The following is a 15,700-nucleotide window of genomic DNA, read 5'->3' on the forward strand; positions in this document are numbered from 1 at the left end:
TTCGTCGTCCGAATCTTCATTATTTTCCATGATTGTTGTCATCAATCATTTTTCAAAAGCCGAAAAGCGAATAATATTCTTGGGACAATCAGTGGGGTTATCACCATGTTTCCGTATGAACAGTGGAAACGAAGTCACTCGATTCATCATGCCACGAGCAGTAACTTAGATAAACGAGGAACCGGTGATGTGTGGGTCATGACAGTTGATGAGTATGTTGCAGCTTCCTACTGGAGCCGGTTAGCTTACCGAGTTTACCGCAATCCAATTGTTATGTTTGGACTAGGGCCCATCTATCTTTTCTTCGTTTCTAACCGATTGAATCGAAAAGACGCGAAACGAAAGGAACGTTTGAACACGTATTTGACCAATTTCTCAATTGTTGCAGTGTATGCACTTTTATGTTGGGGTATTGGTTGGCAAGCTGTTCTGCTCATTCAAGCTCCCATCCTTTTTGTAGCAGGATCACTTGGAATTTGGCTATTTTACGTACAGCATCAATTTGAGGATTCCTACTTTGAAAACGAAAAAGAGTGGGATTACGTGAAGGCTGCAGTTGATGGTAGCTCCTATTACAAGCTCCCTAAAGTTTTACAATGGGTAACAGGTAATATTGGGTTCCATCATGTACATCATTTGGCTCCAAGAGTTCCAAACTATAATTTAGAAAAGGCGCATGAGTCTGCGCCACCATTACGGAAAGCAACAACCATTACACTAAGCACCAGCTTGAAGTCCCTTCGTTTTCGACTTTTAGATCAACAAAATAAACGTTTTGTAAGCTTTAAAGAAATTAAGCATCTAGTAGACAATAAAAAATCGCCTATGAATTTGAATAACAAAAGACCAAACCTCGATGAAAATTGAATATCCAGACGATAAAATCATTCAATTTTAATAAAAAAATACCTGGATTAGTTGAACTATAACCCAAATAAAGGTCACTACACAAAAAGTGTCCCTGGACTTGCACCCCTTAGAGTAAACGTTGAAGCCCCATGGGATTACACGTTTCTATTTTAGTGGGTGCTTTTGGTATGCCATTATTTCTAATCGTCATAATTTGAAAGAAAGTATTTAAGCGTGTGAATTTCTCCTGAATCTAGAAGATCTTCTTTCATTTTCATAACACGAAGTTTTATTTTGTCATCCATTTCCGGGAAATTCATCATATCAAACCTATCTCCTAAACCTAATGGAGTGTTTTTCCCATGCTGGCTTCCTTCTTTAAAAAATTTAGAGGCTGGACCTTCCATTAATAAATTTCCATCTAAGTAAAACTCCACTTTTTCTTTTCCTGTGATTTCAGCCATAGCTTTCACCACCTTTTCCATAAGTTACTTCCATTTAATATTTTATATTATTCTGAATATTATTGATACCTATTCCCTATAATGGTTTAAAGATATGTTGGATAAGATTGCAGGAAGTACAAATTGAATACCGAATTCTCTTTAGCAAATAGATTTCTTCTTACATCCAAGAGTTTTCTGTATGTTAATGAGTAAGTATAATACCTATACTGTTGAAAAGGAGATGAGTGCTAGTTGTATTCTAGGAGGGTAACGAAGTATAACCCCTTAAAAAGAGATAATAATGGTTACTTTCTCAATGATGAATGGACTTGTTTTTCTGAAGTAGGAGTAAAGATAAACATGGATGAGTATTTGAAAGTGGAAAAAAATTATATTAATGCGGTTGTAACATTCATGAATGAAATGAATATTAACAAACTTTATATAAAAGGGTTAGAACAATGGTCTGAAGATATAGAAGCTCAAAATGCGACTGAATTTATATCAAAATTATGGATAGGACAATGGATAAGTATTCAAGAAGTAAAAGAGCTAGTAAAGCTAACATTACGAAATGCAGTGTGGTGTAAATTAGAGTTAGGAAACCAGTTTTTTGTCCATTTTGGTTATGATTATTATATGTACATAGGAACCTCTCACGAATGTTCTAATGCTTTAGAAAAAGTAGTTTTAACAGGTTTACATGTTGAAATGGTTGATTCTCCGTATCTATAACTTTGAAAAATAAATTTCTCAAATGTATGTTATGTAAAGAATATTAGTTAATTAGTAGGGATTGTAATTATTCCCCTGGAATAGTAAGAGTAGAAAAGATGGTAGAGTAATATTTTACACACGACAAACACACCGGCTAAGTCGATGTCAAATTAGCTAAGAATAATTAGATAGTACTGAACTAGATTATAGGAGGAATAAAATAGTATGACAAACACCATTGAAACAGTAGAGCAGTATATGGAACAAGTAGTACCAGACAATCGAAAGCGTGATTTGACCCAACTTCGCAACTTAATTATTCAAATAGTACCTAATGCTATAGAATCCATTAAATATGGAATGCCTTATTATGAACTAAACGGTTCACTATGTGCATTTGCTTCTCAAAAAAATTATATAAGTCTGTACTTTCTAAATACTCCTATTCTGCAAAAGAATATAGATTCTTTAAGAGACCTAAATGTAGGAAAAGGATGTATTCGATTCAGAAATATTAATCAGCTTTCGATGACTGTCATTCAGAAAATCTTAGAAGAATCAGTGAAAGATAACTTGGCTCGTTATAATGATCATTGCTAAATGCAATATTATTGGATTAATATCATGATGAGGAAAAAGGTATAGTGATAGTATTACTCCTAATCACCTACTGATAATTCGTGTTCGTAACTGAATAGCAGGGTTATATTAAGTGAATGCAACAAGACAATCATAAGAGATACAATATACAATGCTGAAAAGAGAAGAAACAGCAGGCCTGTTAGACAGCCTGCTGCAGAAGACAAAATGATTTTAAGGTATTGGTGTATTAGACTACCTTTAATAGTCTGTTCTAGTTAAGAAGCGCTATATCTCATGATATTCATTCTTAGCTCTGCGTTCGCTCAGTTTAATGAAGTCCTGTCTCAACTCCCATTATACTTCCTATCTTGGTTGGGTTTTTCACCAAATGAACAAATTTCAACCAGTAACTTTCATTTTTCGTAACCGGTCTAATCGTTTTTGAATGCCCCTAGCAGAACGCCCCATTAATTCGCCTATTTCTTTTTGAGTACGACATTCTCCGTAAAACATGTTCCTTAGGCGAGCGTCTTCCTCATCGTTCCAGTTTTTGTTTTCATTCCTAGGACGAGTAAGATAATCAATATCCCTTTGTTTATCTACCCAATCTGGCTCTGGAACAAGAGCGTTCTTTGGCACTTTATAAAAATTAATAAGCCCTCTATTCTGTTCAACCCATCCCCAAAAAATCAGTACGTCAATCAACATAAATTCACGCGTTTTCGCTACCATCTTTTTATAGGGCATTTTGTTATTCTTAATCCAGTTGTAAACAGTATGAACATCAATTTGAAGACCCTTGGCTAATTCGTAGACTGTAATGTTTGTTGTATTTGCTTTTGCTCCATATACACCCAAACGATTTAACCTAGACTCTAAGGCTTTTACAGTTCTTTGTAAACTTTCTGATATATGTTTAAGAGGTGCGGAGCCGTAGTAATTTAATAGGTACTCATCTTCTTCATCCGTCCATCTACGAACTTTTTCTTTCCACTCAAGATTTAATACTTTGATACGTGTAACAACAGAACTGGCTACTTTCCCTAAATGTTCGCCTATTTCACGATTACTCATGGTATCGATGTTTTCTTTGAGAAATGTATCTTGATCCTCCGTCCAGTTTTTGCGTAATCGTGTTTCTTCGGTCCGAAGTTTTAATCTACTAATACGTTTATTAACAGATTCTTTACTCCGATTTAAATGTTCGCCAATCTTTTGTAACGTCATTCGTCCATATTGTACTTTAACGAATAAATCTTCTTCATCCGTCCAAATTCTCTGATTCTTACTCAACGTTATATCACCCCTTTTCATCTAAAAAATAAAGAAGTCGATAGAAAAAGCGTTAGTGTGTGTACTATCTCCCTTGATATTCTTAATCATTTTATGGTCTAACTATGTTGTCTTCTTAAATTATCCAAATTATAGATCGTGGTATTTGATATATTTAATAATCTGTAATGTTTCTACTTAAATAAGTGCAACTTTATCATACTAATTATACACCCTTTTTAAGTAGTAGTATCAGTATGACAAAGAGAGGAATAACCTTTTTAAAAAAATTCCAGCAATAAAACCAGATAAACCTCAAATGATATATTTTATTGAATAAAAAAAGAATTTTTTTCCTGAATCAAGGAATTATCAGTTTCATTTTCTATTATGAATATTTAATGAATGTTATATCTAAGTCTTGTTTTTTTGTGTACAACACCATTGAATCCCTAATCTCTCTTTGCTCTTAAATTTGTTTTGTTAGAATTTGGTCAATTAAACCATACTCTTTTGCAGAATCGGCATTTAGAAAATAATCACGATTTGTATCTCTTTCAATTTCTTTTATTGTTCTTCCTGTATGGTAAGCCAGTAACTTATTTAGTCGATTCCTCATACTTAGGATTCTTTTAGCACTAATATCAATGTCAGATGCTTGCCCCTTAGCTCCCCCTAATGGTTGATGAATCATAATTTCACTATTGGGAAGAGAAAATCGTTTTCCTTTTTTGCCACCTGCAAGTAAAAAAGCCCCCATTGATGCAGCTATTCCAATGCATAATGTACTTACATCAGGCCGGACTTGTTGCATGGTATCGTAAATTCCCAATCCAGCTGTGATAGCCCCTCCTGGTGAGTTAATGTAAATAGCAATATCCCTTTTGTCATCCTCTGCTTGCAGGAACAATAATTGTGCAATGATACTACATGCAGTTTCGTCATTAATTTCTCCACTTATCCAGATAATACGATCTTTTAATAATCGTGAATAAATATCATAAGCTCGTTCACCTGTTCGTGTTTGCTCAATTACATATGGGACAAAGTTCATTTGGTCCCCTCCATCTTCTAGAATTCAGTTATTTTTATTTGAAATTTTGTTTACGATGATAGTCAATTTATAATCAACCATAACTAATATATGCTTATCTTTTAATTTTAAGGATTTTTTAAATCTAGTTCTTCCTAATAAATCAATCTAAAAAGGTACACCTTTTTATACTATGGAAAAACCAATGATAAACCGTCTATTTAGTCTTAAAAATAAACCTTTTAAAACGTATAAAAAGTAATAGATCTTTTTATACGTTTTGCCATATACTTGAACTATCTACTAAAACAAGGATGGTTTTAAAATTGGGAATCAATTTTGGCTATATTCGTGTGAGTACAAATGAACAAAATTTAGATAGACAGTTAGAAGCAATAAAACCTTATATAATGGATGAAAAGTACATATACAGTGATAAGGCTAGTGGCAGAGACATGGAACGCCAGGGCTTTCAGAATATGCTCAAGGCAATGAGAGATGGCGATACATTGTACATTAAATCGATTGATCGCCTAGGACGGAATAAGGCACAAATTAAAAAATATTTAGAGCAGTTTAAAAATGAAGGAATTAGGATCAAAATTATTGATTTACCTACTACTATGCAAGACGTACCAACGGGACAAGAGTGGGTCATAGATATGATAAATAACATCATTATAGAGGTTTACACATCTATGGCTGAACAAGAGAGATCAACCATTTTACAGCGTCAACGAGAAGGTATAGATATTGCTAAATCGAAAGGGAAACACCTTGGTCGCCCCATTATTAGCTTTCCCAAAGAGTGGGATAGGCTATATAAAGATTGGACATCTGGAAAAATCACTGCCGTAGCTTTTATGAATGAGGTAGGTATGAAGAAAGCGACATTTTACAATAAGGTGAAAGTATACGAGGCAAGGAAGTAAAGTCTCCTTCGCCTCCTAATTTTATTGGACTTGCTTGCAAAATAGGTGATGCTTCTTGGCATGATTAATTGTAGTCAGCAAATAAAGTGTAAAAGCAAAGACCTACTCAACTTTACACAAAAACATCAATTAAAATTCACTATATATCGATATATTTTTAAAAACGTACCCTGACGGATACCCTATAGTGATTAACCTAATTCTTTTTCTTGCTGTTTTAGTAACTTACTTTCCAATTCTAACTGCCTCATTCTTCTTTGAAGTTCTAAATTCTCCAATTCTTTCTCCAACTCCAAAGATAACTTAATCCTTTGCCTAGCATTCTCCATTAGCTTTCTAGTAATTGCTATTCTTTTTTTATGATTATCAAATTGGCCTTCTAGACTCATATAAACAGTCCCTTCCCCATGACTTGCTACGTTCGACACTTGAGAGCCAAAACCCTTTAAAACAGCTGGATTGTGGACATGTACTAAACACAGAGATAAAAAGATTTATCTAGCAATACGATTATTAAATAATACATAGATTTGATGATTTTTGTCGGAATTTGAATATGAGAATATATAGTTGTGCTGGATATTACATAGTATCATAGTCATAGTAAGGGAATAGTCATATATAACTAAAAGGGGAGATTAGATGAATAAAAAAGGTATTATCTCAGTACTATCCGCAGGTTTACTTGCTTCTTCGCTGTCTATAGGCACCGTTCACGCACAAGAAAATAAGTACGCGGTTTCAAAGAAAACCATTGAAGAACAAGCTGAAATGAATAAATCGCTCGAAAAAGGCATTATTAAGTCTAATGAACTTAACACTATTAAATCTGATGTATTAAATTCATTAAAAACTCCTAAATCTTATTCAGTAAAATCAGCAAAAGGATTTAATAAATCAAATGTTGAAGCCAACAGTGAAGACCCATTGTTTGAGATAGAACCAAACAATGATTTTTATAGAGCGAACACAATGTTGCATGATAAAGCAATGTTAGGTCAACTTCTCCCTTTGTATGATTCAGACTTTTTTAAAGTGAATGTACCTACTGCCGGTGCGTTGATTGTAGCAGGCGGTGTAACTTCTCCTGCTATTGAACTAGGATTTATAGCAACAGAAAAAGATTTTAAAGATAATGGTAATTTGGAATATTTAGGGTCTGAATACGATGATGGAATTGAAACACAAGTTTATCAAGTTAAGCAGGCCGGTACTTATTATATCCCTGTTATAGATACTGACAACTTAGACGATATTGATGATAACCTTGAAGAGGATATCTATGCTATCTCAACTGCTTTTGTAGATAACGTTGCTCCAGCTAAGCCAACTGTTAATAAGGTTGATAATAACGACAAAGTCGTAACAGGTAAGGCAGAGGCTAACTCGACTGTGACTATTAACGTAGGAAAGCAAAGAATAGGCTATGCAAAGGCAAGTTCAAACGGATCGTTCTCTGTTAACATCCCTGTTCAAAAAGTAGGAACTACTTTGAATGCAACAGCAAAAGACAGCGCAGGAAACGTAAGTGGCGTCACATATGTAAAGGTTGCAAGTGTAGATGTTACTGCACCTAGTAAACCAACAGTTAATAAAGTAGATGATAATGATAAGGTCGTAACAGGTAAAGCAGAAGCTAACTCTACTGTAACTGTTAATGTAGGTAAAAATCGATTAGGATATACAAAAGCAAATGCAAAAGGCGCATATTCTGTTAAAATTCCAGTACAGAAAAAAGGAACTAAACTTAATGTAACTGCTAAAGATGCTACAGGAAATGTAAGTAAACTTACGTATGTAACTATTGTAAAACATTAAATTACAAATAAAAACTTCTTTCTTACTGTATATCATTCACAGAAAACAACTACTCTCAGCAGTTTGTTGTTTTCTGTTTTTTCGTTGTATACGGTGTACAACTCTAGTAGACATAACAGGTATTATAAGAAGCAAAAAGTCTGCATGGAAAAGATTTTAGTCTGAGATGTATCGTATAGCAGATTGAATGTAAAAAGTGCTACAACCAAAAAAACAACCATAATTATATGGTTGGTTTTCTAGGAACTTATTTGTTTTCCAAAACAATCTCTTCAGATTGATTATTCCATTCAATATGTAGAACTAATTGATCAGATTTAGAAGTTTTCTCACTAGTGTTCATGTCGCTTTCACCTTCAAAATTACCTTCTTTGTCTAATTTAATAGCGCCCATTCCCCATTGACCATTTGGTGAATCTAATTTAAATTCAAATTCCCCGACAGAATCTAAATCATTGCCTAAGTAATTTAACTTAATACTTTTATTCTCTTTTTTATCCTTATTTGAATCTACTGTCACTTTTGCTGACCATTGATCTCCCTTACCAGAGAAAGTCAAAGGTTTCTCGTTTTTACTTTGACATCCAATCAAAGAAATAAAAAGTAAAACACTAATTAAAGCTACATACCACTTTTTCATCGATATCCCCCATTACCTTGTTTTTCATTTATAATCCATATAATACCATTTTTTCTATAATTTATCTTTGTATGCTCTATACAGATACAGTTTACATAATACCAATTATCGGAAACAATATAAAAGGGACCTTTATTAAAAGGTCCCTTTTATATATCTTGAGTTTTCATTTTGTTTAATTCATTTTGTTGTTTCTTTTTATAAGCATCTCTTCCTACTCCCCATTCCACAACAATGAATACTAATCCTAATAACATCCATAGAATAGCTTGGATTGGATGCTCAACTTGATGAGTTGTAAATATCCATCCACAGTATACTACATAAGCTCCTGGAAAGATCGCTCCCCAATATACACTAGCTCTACTCGATAAAAAGTAATGAACTCCAAATATAGTTCCTAGAATTAAGACTCTACTAACATCGACCACTAATTTATCCCCTTTTCCTCTTTATATTTCTCTATAATTAATTTGGCATCTTCTAAGCTAATGCGCTCTTCAATAGCAAGCTTTTTAACAAGGCCAATTAATTCTTCTTTATCATGTTCCTCATTTATTTCAATCTTTTGTATTAAACGATCCAAACGTATGCGAACAGTTGGATAGGAAACATCATAGTCTTTTGCAAGCTGTTTTAAGGAACCTGAATTTAATACAAACTTTCTTATAAACTCTAAATCATCACTTTCTAACGACAGTATCCATGAAGGAACTTCTTTGTTATCCATATATAACCACCTCTTCCTTTATTTAAAATATATCATATACTTTAATAAAGTTAAAGTATTTTTTAATAAAATTAAAAACACTAATAAAATATAATTTCATTTTATTAGTGTTTAGCATGTATACAGTATTTGCATTTAGTTAACCTAAAACATATTATCGGTAATGAAAAATAAGCAGTCCTCTTATTAAGGACTGCTTATTTTTCTTATAGGTCTTTATATAGTTCTCCTGATTTAGAAGGAACAAAAACAATCGGATAGTCTATACCTAATTGTTTTTTTACTTCTTCAAAGAGCTGTTGGCCTTTTCTGTTATATTCCGTTTCCATTTCTATTCCATTTTCCCTTAAAGAATCGGTATCAAAATCAATCCAGTTTCCATAATCATCAATCCACTCTTCAAGCTCACCTTTAAGATTTTCAGACAAAGGAAATTCTTCAAGATCAAGATTTTCTCCACAATTATTACACCAGATGGGATCTGCCGAGAAATCAGCTTCTAATTTATATGTATTATGTTTGCATTTTTCCTTATTAAATAAGTTTTTAAAGAACATAAATTACCTCCACTTATATTCTTTATAATACACTGAAATCTTTCCATATCCTATGCCAAAGTTAACATAATGGATTTTATCGGCAATCATAAACAAATAGCAGCTTAATTCAAGTTGCTATTTGTTATACATAATTTTCCTTTATTTGAACATTCTACTTAAGAAAGGCTAAAATATTCACTCTAATATATAAAGGTGGATTCATATAAATGAAGGGTAAAATTTATAAACATAAAGCTTTTCTTGCAATTTTCGGTATTTATGCTATTCCCTTTGCTATTATCTTTTTTACCGATTGTTTAGTTCGGATAAATATTAGAAAGTAATTTATACTCTTGCTGGATAATAAATAGTATTTTGAGCAAACTACTCACTATGGATGTATCATCAAAAATAATGGTGCACGACAGAAAAACTCCCTACGGAAATAGGGAGTTTTTCTGTTTTTAAGCTGTATACGATATACAAAGGTAATTAACATAATCACTCTTTCCGGAACACACCATAAAAAAGAACCCTTGTGGCAGTGAGGGTTCCCGGTGAGAATATTTTCTCGTCTATGCAGCTTTTTATACATTGTTGATATAACTACATTTTCTCGATACCCAAGTGGAAGGTAAATGTATAAAAAGCTCACCTTTTATACATATGCTCAAAGTTGTCCTATATTGCCTTATTTATAAATTTGTTGTAAAATTATTCAGACTTTTCTATGAATAGAAACATATAAATTCCCTAAAAGCTATCCGTCCTGCAACGATGGGGTAGCTTTCTTTTTTTATTAACGATAATAATTACTTTAACATCTTGTAATAGATTTAAATATCTTATTCGTAAAAGTATATCTTGTTAGAAAAATCCGCGTCGAAATAAAAGAAATAACTTTTAAATAATCATTGATATTCTGTGATTTAGAAGCGTAATACTTTGTAGAAAAAAGTTTCATTTGTCTACATGGAGTAAAATCAATAACACTACTTTTAATAAAATACGTTTAGTTTTACTTAATGATATGACGAAAAGTAGAACTACACATAATCAGTTTTTTAAAGGGGGAAGAAAAATCAATATTAAAAATCAACAATTCCTAGAGACTATTGATTATTTGCTTTCCTCAATTTTAAGTATGCATATGCACTTAACATGAGGGCTACAATCACTATACAAGTAAGAGGAAATAGAATTGTATTAACAAAATGATCATAAAACCAGGTATACATAAAAATCACCTCAAATAGTTTAAATTCCCCCTAATAATCCTTGTCTTAGAGAGGGGGGTAACAGATTGTAAGAACCACCTCATATTCGAAGGGAATAATGCAAATAAACCTTTTATTGCTTATGGTCCTTTCTATTTTTCAAGAAAGCAACAAGAAGCAGCAGAATAGGCATAATCGCAGAGAGGGGAATATACAAAACAAACATTTCTATCCCCAATCCTTCATGGATGTGTTCTTGAAAATTGCTAGAAATCGTCATTGACATAAATAGAATCATAAGTCCTATAGGATATGAAAGTCGTGAAGATGATTTAATCTTAAATAAGTTGGCCGTCCCTATGACAGCCGCATAAAGCAATACGCTTATCTTAAAGAAACCACCGGTAACTAAAGCAATCATAAAAAACACATCAAGACGTTCTAAAAAGTCAGCTACTTGGATGCTTTGTATGGTACTAAGAAGAGGAAATTGGGAACGTTCAGTCAAATCAACCCCAAGTACACTAATGTTAATCAGCATGGCAATAGTCAAGTTGATGCCAGCTAATCCTGATGCACATAACATGGTCACTTTGGCTTTCTTTGGGTTTTTTAAATACGGTAAAATCATTGTAAACACAATCGCTTCGCTAAAAGGAAAATACAAGATTTGAGTAAAAACAACTTTCAAGGGTGGAATAATCCCCTCTTCAAGTACTGGTTGTAAGTTCACAATGTCGATTAACCCCGAACATACAATGAGAATAAAGCCAATGATGGCTAGGATATATATGATTATAAAAAAGATTTCTCCAGATCGGGCTATTACTTCGATACCTTTGCGAACTGTATAAATAATAACAAGGATCAATAAAGCATTCGCAATGAACAAAGGGGTATCAGGATAGGCAAAGGTTAACAGCATCTCGCCGATATCACGTAGAACCCTTGATACATTATAGATAAAATAAAAGATATAAAGAAAGGCCAGTACGCTTCCTATGGCTTTACCTAATATTCTTTGCATGTACTCTGTAGGTAAAAGATCTGGATAGTACGAGTAAAGTTTATTATAGACTAGAAACAGAACAAAACTGAATACTGTTCCAAGCAGAATCGCAAGCCAAGAGTCCTGCTTTGCGTCCATGGCAATAGGTAACAATAAAGTAGTACCCAGTTCAAACAGAACCATTAAGATAAAGAGCTGACTAGCACTAATTTTGGCTTTTTCCATTCAACTGGCCTCCTTTTCGATTACGTTAAAGCGATCTTCTGTTTCTTTTAAATTGTTCTTTAACCTTCTTATTACTTGAGATTCTTTGAACATTATGTAGTGTATAGTAGATTTAATTTAAAATTAGTTCTAGGCTAAAAGCATTCTTTCTATGAATGAAGCTTTCATTAGGCAATTTAACAAGAATGACAATATTACATCCGAAAATTAGCTATTTAAATTTGTTTTCCCCGTGCTTCTTCTTGTTTTTAAAGAAAGCTACAAGAAGAAGTAGAGGAGGAATAATCCCAAGGAGAGGGATATGTAGAACCAGCATTGCCACCTTTAGTCCTTCATGATTATGCTCTTGAAGATTGCTCGCAATGGTAATAGACAAAAAGAGAATGATTAGCCCCAAAGGATATGATAACCGTGAAGGTGATTTAATCTTAAATAAACTAGCAGTTCCTACGACAGCTGCGTAAAATAATACACAGATTTTAAAGAAGATCGTGATGATTAAGGCAAGCATAAAAAATACATCAAGACGTTCTAAAAAATTAGCTACTTGGATGCTCTCAATTGTGCTAAGAAGTGGGTATTGTGAACGTTCAGTTAAATCAACACCCAGTACACAGACATTAATAAGCATGGTAATAATTAAATTGATTCCACTTAATCCTGTTGCGCATAACATAGTTACCTTTGCTTTCTTGGGATTGTCTAAATAGGGTAAGATCATCGTAAATACAATGACTTCTGTAAATGGGAAATACAACGTTTGAGTAAATACCACTTTTAGGACAGGGAATAAGCCTTCTTCCAATATAGGTTGTAAATTTTTAATCTCAATTAAACCAGAAGAAACAATTAAGATAAAGCCAGCAACCGCAAGGACATACATAAAAATAAAAAGCAGTTCTCCGGATCGAGCTATGACCTCAATTCCTTTTCTAATTGTATAAATAATGACAAGCATTAATAATGCGTTGGCAATGAATAAAGGTGTGTCAGGATAGGCAAAAGTTAACAGCATCTCACCAAAATCGCGTAGGACCCTTGAAGCATCGTACATAAAGTAAAGAATGTAAACAAAAGCCAGTACGGTACCTAATACTTTACCTAAGATCTTTTGAATATATTCTGTAGGCAAAAGGTCAGGATAATAGGTATAAAGCTTGTGGTAGATTAACAATAGAACGAAACTGAATACCATTCCAAGGAGAATTGCAAGCCAAGCGTCTTGCTTTGCATCTATCGCAAGAGGGACTAATAAAGCACTACCCAGTTCGAATAAGACCATTAGAATAAAGAGCTGACTAGAACTAATTTTAGCTTTCTCCATGCAATTGGAACCTCCTTTTTTTATTTAAAGCAACCTTTTGTCTTCTTGAATCGTTTTTTAACGGTTTCATCACTTGCTATTTTTGAACATTATGAGTAGATAGTAGATTGCTTTAAGGTTAACTCTAGACTAAAAAGATTCTTTCTACTGGTAAGTACCTTACTAAGGAATATAACGATAACGAGAATGTTCTATATGAAAATTAGTTCATCAAATGTGTTTACCCTGATGCTTCTTCTTGTTTTTTATGAAAGCTACAAAAAGAAGGATAGGAGGAATTATTGTGAACAAAGGAATATGTAGAACAACTTTGGCTACATGTAATCCTTCATGAAGGTGTTCTTGGAAATTACTCGCGATTGTGATAGATAAAAATAGAATAACGATACCTAAAGGATACGATAGCCTTGAAGGTGATGTAACTTTAAATAAGTTAGCTGTTCCTATGGTGGCCGCATAAAATAATATGGTAATTTTAAAAAAAATCCCAATCACCATAGCAAGCATAAAAAATACATCCAGTCGTTCTAAAAAATCAGCTACTTGGATGCTTGCTACTGTACTGAGAAGAGGAAATTGTGAACGTGCAGTTAGGTTAACGCCAAGCACACTAACATTGATGAGCATCGTAATAACCAAATTGATTCCACTTAATCCCGTTGCACATAGCATGGTCACCTTTGCCTTCTTAGGGTTATTTAAATATGGCAAAATCATCGTAAATACGATAGCTTCGGTAAACGGAAAATATAAAGTTTCAGACACTGCAACCTTTACCGTTGGTAATATTCCTTCTTCCAAAACAGGCTGTAAATTCTTGAAATCAATTAAACCAGAAGAAACAATTAAGATAAAGCCAGCAACCGCAAGAACATACATAAAAATAAACAGCAATTCTCCTGATCGAGCTATAACCTCAATTCCTTTTCTAATTGTGTAAATAATGACAAGCATTAATAATGCATTCGCGATGAATAAAGGCGTGTCCGGATAGGCAAAAGTTAACAGCATTTCACCAAAATCACGTAGAACCCTTGAGGCATCATACATAAAATAAAGAATGTAAACAAAAGCCAGTACGGTACCCATCACTTTACCTAAGATTTTTTGCATATATTCTGTGGGTAAGACGTTGGGATAATACGAATAAAGTTTATGATAAACTAAAAATAAAACAAAGCTTCCTAACATGCCCAGCAGAATCGCAAGCCATGCATCCTGTTTAGCTCTTATGGCAAGAGGTACCAGTAAAGCACTCCCCAGCTCAAACAGAACCATTAAAATAAAGAGCTGACTGGCACTAATTTTTGCTTTCTCCATTTAACTGGCACCTCCTTTTTCTTACTTTTGATTCTCTTTTATTCCTGAAAGAAATGACTTATTTCGTAAGCCAGCGCGACGTATATAGGCTTCCACTGTAATATCTACATCTAACTTTGGAAAGTACACATCGTTCCATTCCTTTTTTAATTTCTTAAATTGATTTGGTCTAGTACGGTGAACTACTTCGCCAAACCCCAAGATATCCGTTTTGTTTTTTTGCGCACGTTCAATAGCTGTCTTTAGCTCTTTTTTAATTTCTTTTCTCAGAGATTGTTCGATTTTTGTAATGACCTTTGGATTGGTGATATCAACAGGTACCTCCATTTCACCGAGATCTCCTTCAACACGCGTGTGAACAGAAATATGAGGTTGACCATTCTTCACTTGAGCTGACACACTTGTTTTTTGGCGTACAGTTTGATAGGCAATCGCTTCTTTTTTCCCTTCCCAATCAATATTAATATCCGTTCCTTGGATTTTGTCGAGAATCCATACCGTTCCTCTTGCTGGTTTTCCATACAACCAATCCACTAATTTCCCCTTTTTTAAAACAGCAATTCCGGAAGCTCCAAGCGTTGCTGCAGGTGCACTCTCTTGAAGGTTATCCAGCTTTTGTGCTTGCTGGGCATTCCCAACTAGCCGAAATCCTGATACGACGGCTCCTCTTCCAGGAGACTCAAGGCTTTTCATCACCTCTTGGAGTGATGTTTTTACATTCTCGCCCCATTTTCTTTCCGTAAATTCTAAAGTTTTTAGTACTTTATTGGCAGGGATCTTATCAACTGGTGTTAACGTTTTCACAAGATCAGCTGCGGACGAATGATGCGCAATCACAATAGTGGAAGTATTTCGAAATTCTGGATCCCGATCTAGGGCATCGATTAAGGTATCAAGCCCTTCTTCTCTGGCCATTTTTTCTCCAACTACGAGCAAGTTTGTATGAGCATAATACAATCGTCGAGAAATTCTGCCTGAAGCCCGTCTACTTGCTTCGACTATATTATCACCGGAAGCCGAGTAAATGGTAATAGGAGGGCTTTGAGT

The 15,700-nt window shown here is 33.9% G+C and carries 17 protein-coding genes; 5 read left to right on the forward strand and 12 right to left on the reverse strand.

What is annotated here, in order from left to right; all coding sequences use genetic code 11:
* On the forward strand, nucleotides 1–867 hold an 867-nt coding region (desA, locus tag LAV82_RS30725), incomplete at its 5' end, for a Delta(5) desaturase DesA (protein WP_499717593.1).
* A 182-nt stretch (nucleotides 868–1,049) separates the two neighbouring features.
* On the opposite strand, the gene LAV82_RS30730 is transcribed toward desA, so the two are convergent.
* Complete coding sequence (locus tag LAV82_RS30730; protein ID WP_499717594.1) at nucleotides 1,050–1,313, reverse strand: hypothetical protein; 264 nt, start codon at nucleotides 1,311–1,313, stop codon at nucleotides 1,050–1,052.
* Between the two features lie 342 nt (nucleotides 1,314–1,655).
* On the opposite strand from LAV82_RS30730, the gene LAV82_RS30735 reads away from it, so the two are divergent.
* Together LAV82_RS30735 and LAV82_RS30740 are read left to right on the forward strand one after the other, a co-directional pair.
* On the forward strand, nucleotides 1,656–2,030 hold the full coding sequence (locus tag LAV82_RS30735) for a hypothetical protein (RefSeq protein WP_211080157.1): 375 nt from the start codon (nucleotides 1,656–1,658) through the stop codon (nucleotides 2,028–2,030).
* A gap of 207 nt (nucleotides 2,031–2,237) precedes the next feature.
* Entirely contained in the window at nucleotides 2,238–2,612 is a 375-nt protein-coding gene (locus LAV82_RS30740; RefSeq protein WP_499717596.1) for an iron chaperone, read from the forward strand.
* 381 nt (nucleotides 2,613–2,993) lie between these two features.
* On the opposite strand, the gene LAV82_RS30745 is transcribed toward LAV82_RS30740, so the two are convergent.
* Together LAV82_RS30745 and clpP are read right to left on the reverse strand one after the other, a co-directional pair.
* Nucleotides 2,994–3,887, reverse strand: coding sequence for a sigma-70 family RNA polymerase sigma factor (locus LAV82_RS30745; RefSeq protein WP_211080159.1), 894 nt, complete (start codon nucleotides 3,885–3,887; stop codon nucleotides 2,994–2,996).
* Nucleotides 3,888–4,335: 448 nt separating this feature from the next.
* Complete coding sequence (gene clpP / locus LAV82_RS30750; RefSeq protein ID WP_499717597.1) at nucleotides 4,336–4,920, reverse strand: ATP-dependent Clp endopeptidase proteolytic subunit ClpP; 585 nt, start codon at nucleotides 4,918–4,920, stop codon at nucleotides 4,336–4,338.
* 305 nt (nucleotides 4,921–5,225) lie between these two features.
* On the opposite strand from clpP, the gene LAV82_RS30755 reads away from it, so the two are divergent.
* Nucleotides 5,226–5,831 (forward strand): recombinase family protein, encoded by a 606-nt coding sequence (locus LAV82_RS30755; protein WP_211080161.1) that lies wholly within the window; start codon nucleotides 5,226–5,228, stop codon nucleotides 5,829–5,831.
* 191 nt (nucleotides 5,832–6,022) lie between these two features.
* On the opposite strand, the gene LAV82_RS30760 is transcribed toward LAV82_RS30755, so the two are convergent.
* The gene (locus LAV82_RS30760; protein WP_211080164.1) at nucleotides 6,023–6,220 is read right to left on the reverse strand and encodes a hypothetical protein; all 198 of its coding nucleotides are present in this window, start codon (nucleotides 6,218–6,220) and stop codon (nucleotides 6,023–6,025) included.
* Nucleotides 6,221–6,473: 253 nt separating this feature from the next.
* Between LAV82_RS30760 and LAV82_RS30765 the strand changes: the two genes are divergently transcribed.
* Complete coding sequence (locus LAV82_RS30765) at nucleotides 6,474–7,649, forward strand: Ig-like domain-containing protein (protein WP_499717598.1); 1,176 nt, start codon at nucleotides 6,474–6,476, stop codon at nucleotides 7,647–7,649.
* Nucleotides 7,650–7,896: 247 nt separating this feature from the next.
* On the opposite strand, the gene LAV82_RS30770 is transcribed toward LAV82_RS30765, so the two are convergent.
* The 8 genes from LAV82_RS30770 to LAV82_RS30805 all read right to left on the reverse strand — a co-directional run.
* Nucleotides 7,897–8,289 carry a hypothetical protein gene (locus tag LAV82_RS30770; protein ID WP_211080163.1) on the reverse strand — a complete coding sequence of 131 codons (393 nt, stop codon included), beginning with the start codon at nucleotides 8,287–8,289 and terminating at the stop codon, nucleotides 7,897–7,899.
* Between the two features lie 149 nt (nucleotides 8,290–8,438).
* Complete coding sequence (locus LAV82_RS30775; protein ID WP_499717599.1) at nucleotides 8,439–8,720, reverse strand: hypothetical protein; 282 nt, start codon at nucleotides 8,718–8,720, stop codon at nucleotides 8,439–8,441.
* A complete protein-coding gene (locus tag LAV82_RS30780) occupies nucleotides 8,720–9,019 on the reverse strand; it encodes a DUF2089 family protein (RefSeq protein ID WP_499717600.1) in 300 nt (99 codons plus the stop codon). The genes LAV82_RS30775 and LAV82_RS30780 overlap by 1 nt, the downstream gene beginning before the upstream one ends.
* A gap of 206 nt (nucleotides 9,020–9,225) precedes the next feature.
* On the reverse strand, nucleotides 9,226–9,576 hold the full coding sequence (locus tag LAV82_RS30785) for an immunity protein CdiI family protein (RefSeq protein ID WP_499717601.1): 351 nt from the start codon (nucleotides 9,574–9,576) through the stop codon (nucleotides 9,226–9,228).
* Nucleotides 9,577–10,908: 1,332 nt separating this feature from the next.
* Complete coding sequence (locus LAV82_RS30790; RefSeq protein WP_499717602.1) at nucleotides 10,909–12,009, reverse strand: GerAB/ArcD/ProY family transporter; 1,101 nt, start codon at nucleotides 12,007–12,009, stop codon at nucleotides 10,909–10,911.
* A 211-nt stretch (nucleotides 12,010–12,220) separates the two neighbouring features.
* Nucleotides 12,221–13,333, reverse strand: a complete 1,113-nt coding sequence (locus LAV82_RS30795) for a GerAB/ArcD/ProY family transporter (RefSeq protein ID WP_499717603.1) — start codon at nucleotides 13,331–13,333, stop codon at nucleotides 12,221–12,223.
* A gap of 210 nt (nucleotides 13,334–13,543) precedes the next feature.
* Nucleotides 13,544–14,653, reverse strand: a complete 1,110-nt coding sequence (locus LAV82_RS30800; protein WP_499717604.1) for a GerAB/ArcD/ProY family transporter — start codon at nucleotides 14,651–14,653, stop codon at nucleotides 13,544–13,546.
* A 21-nt stretch (nucleotides 14,654–14,674) separates the two neighbouring features.
* The coding region (locus LAV82_RS30805) for a Ger(x)C family spore germination protein (RefSeq protein ID WP_499717605.1) at nucleotides 14,675–15,700 on the reverse strand (1,026 nt) is incomplete at its 5' end.

The organism is Bacillus sp. ILBB4 (assembly GCF_035064545.1).
Classification (GTDB): domain Bacteria; phylum Bacillota; class Bacilli; order Bacillales; family Bacillaceae_H; genus Priestia.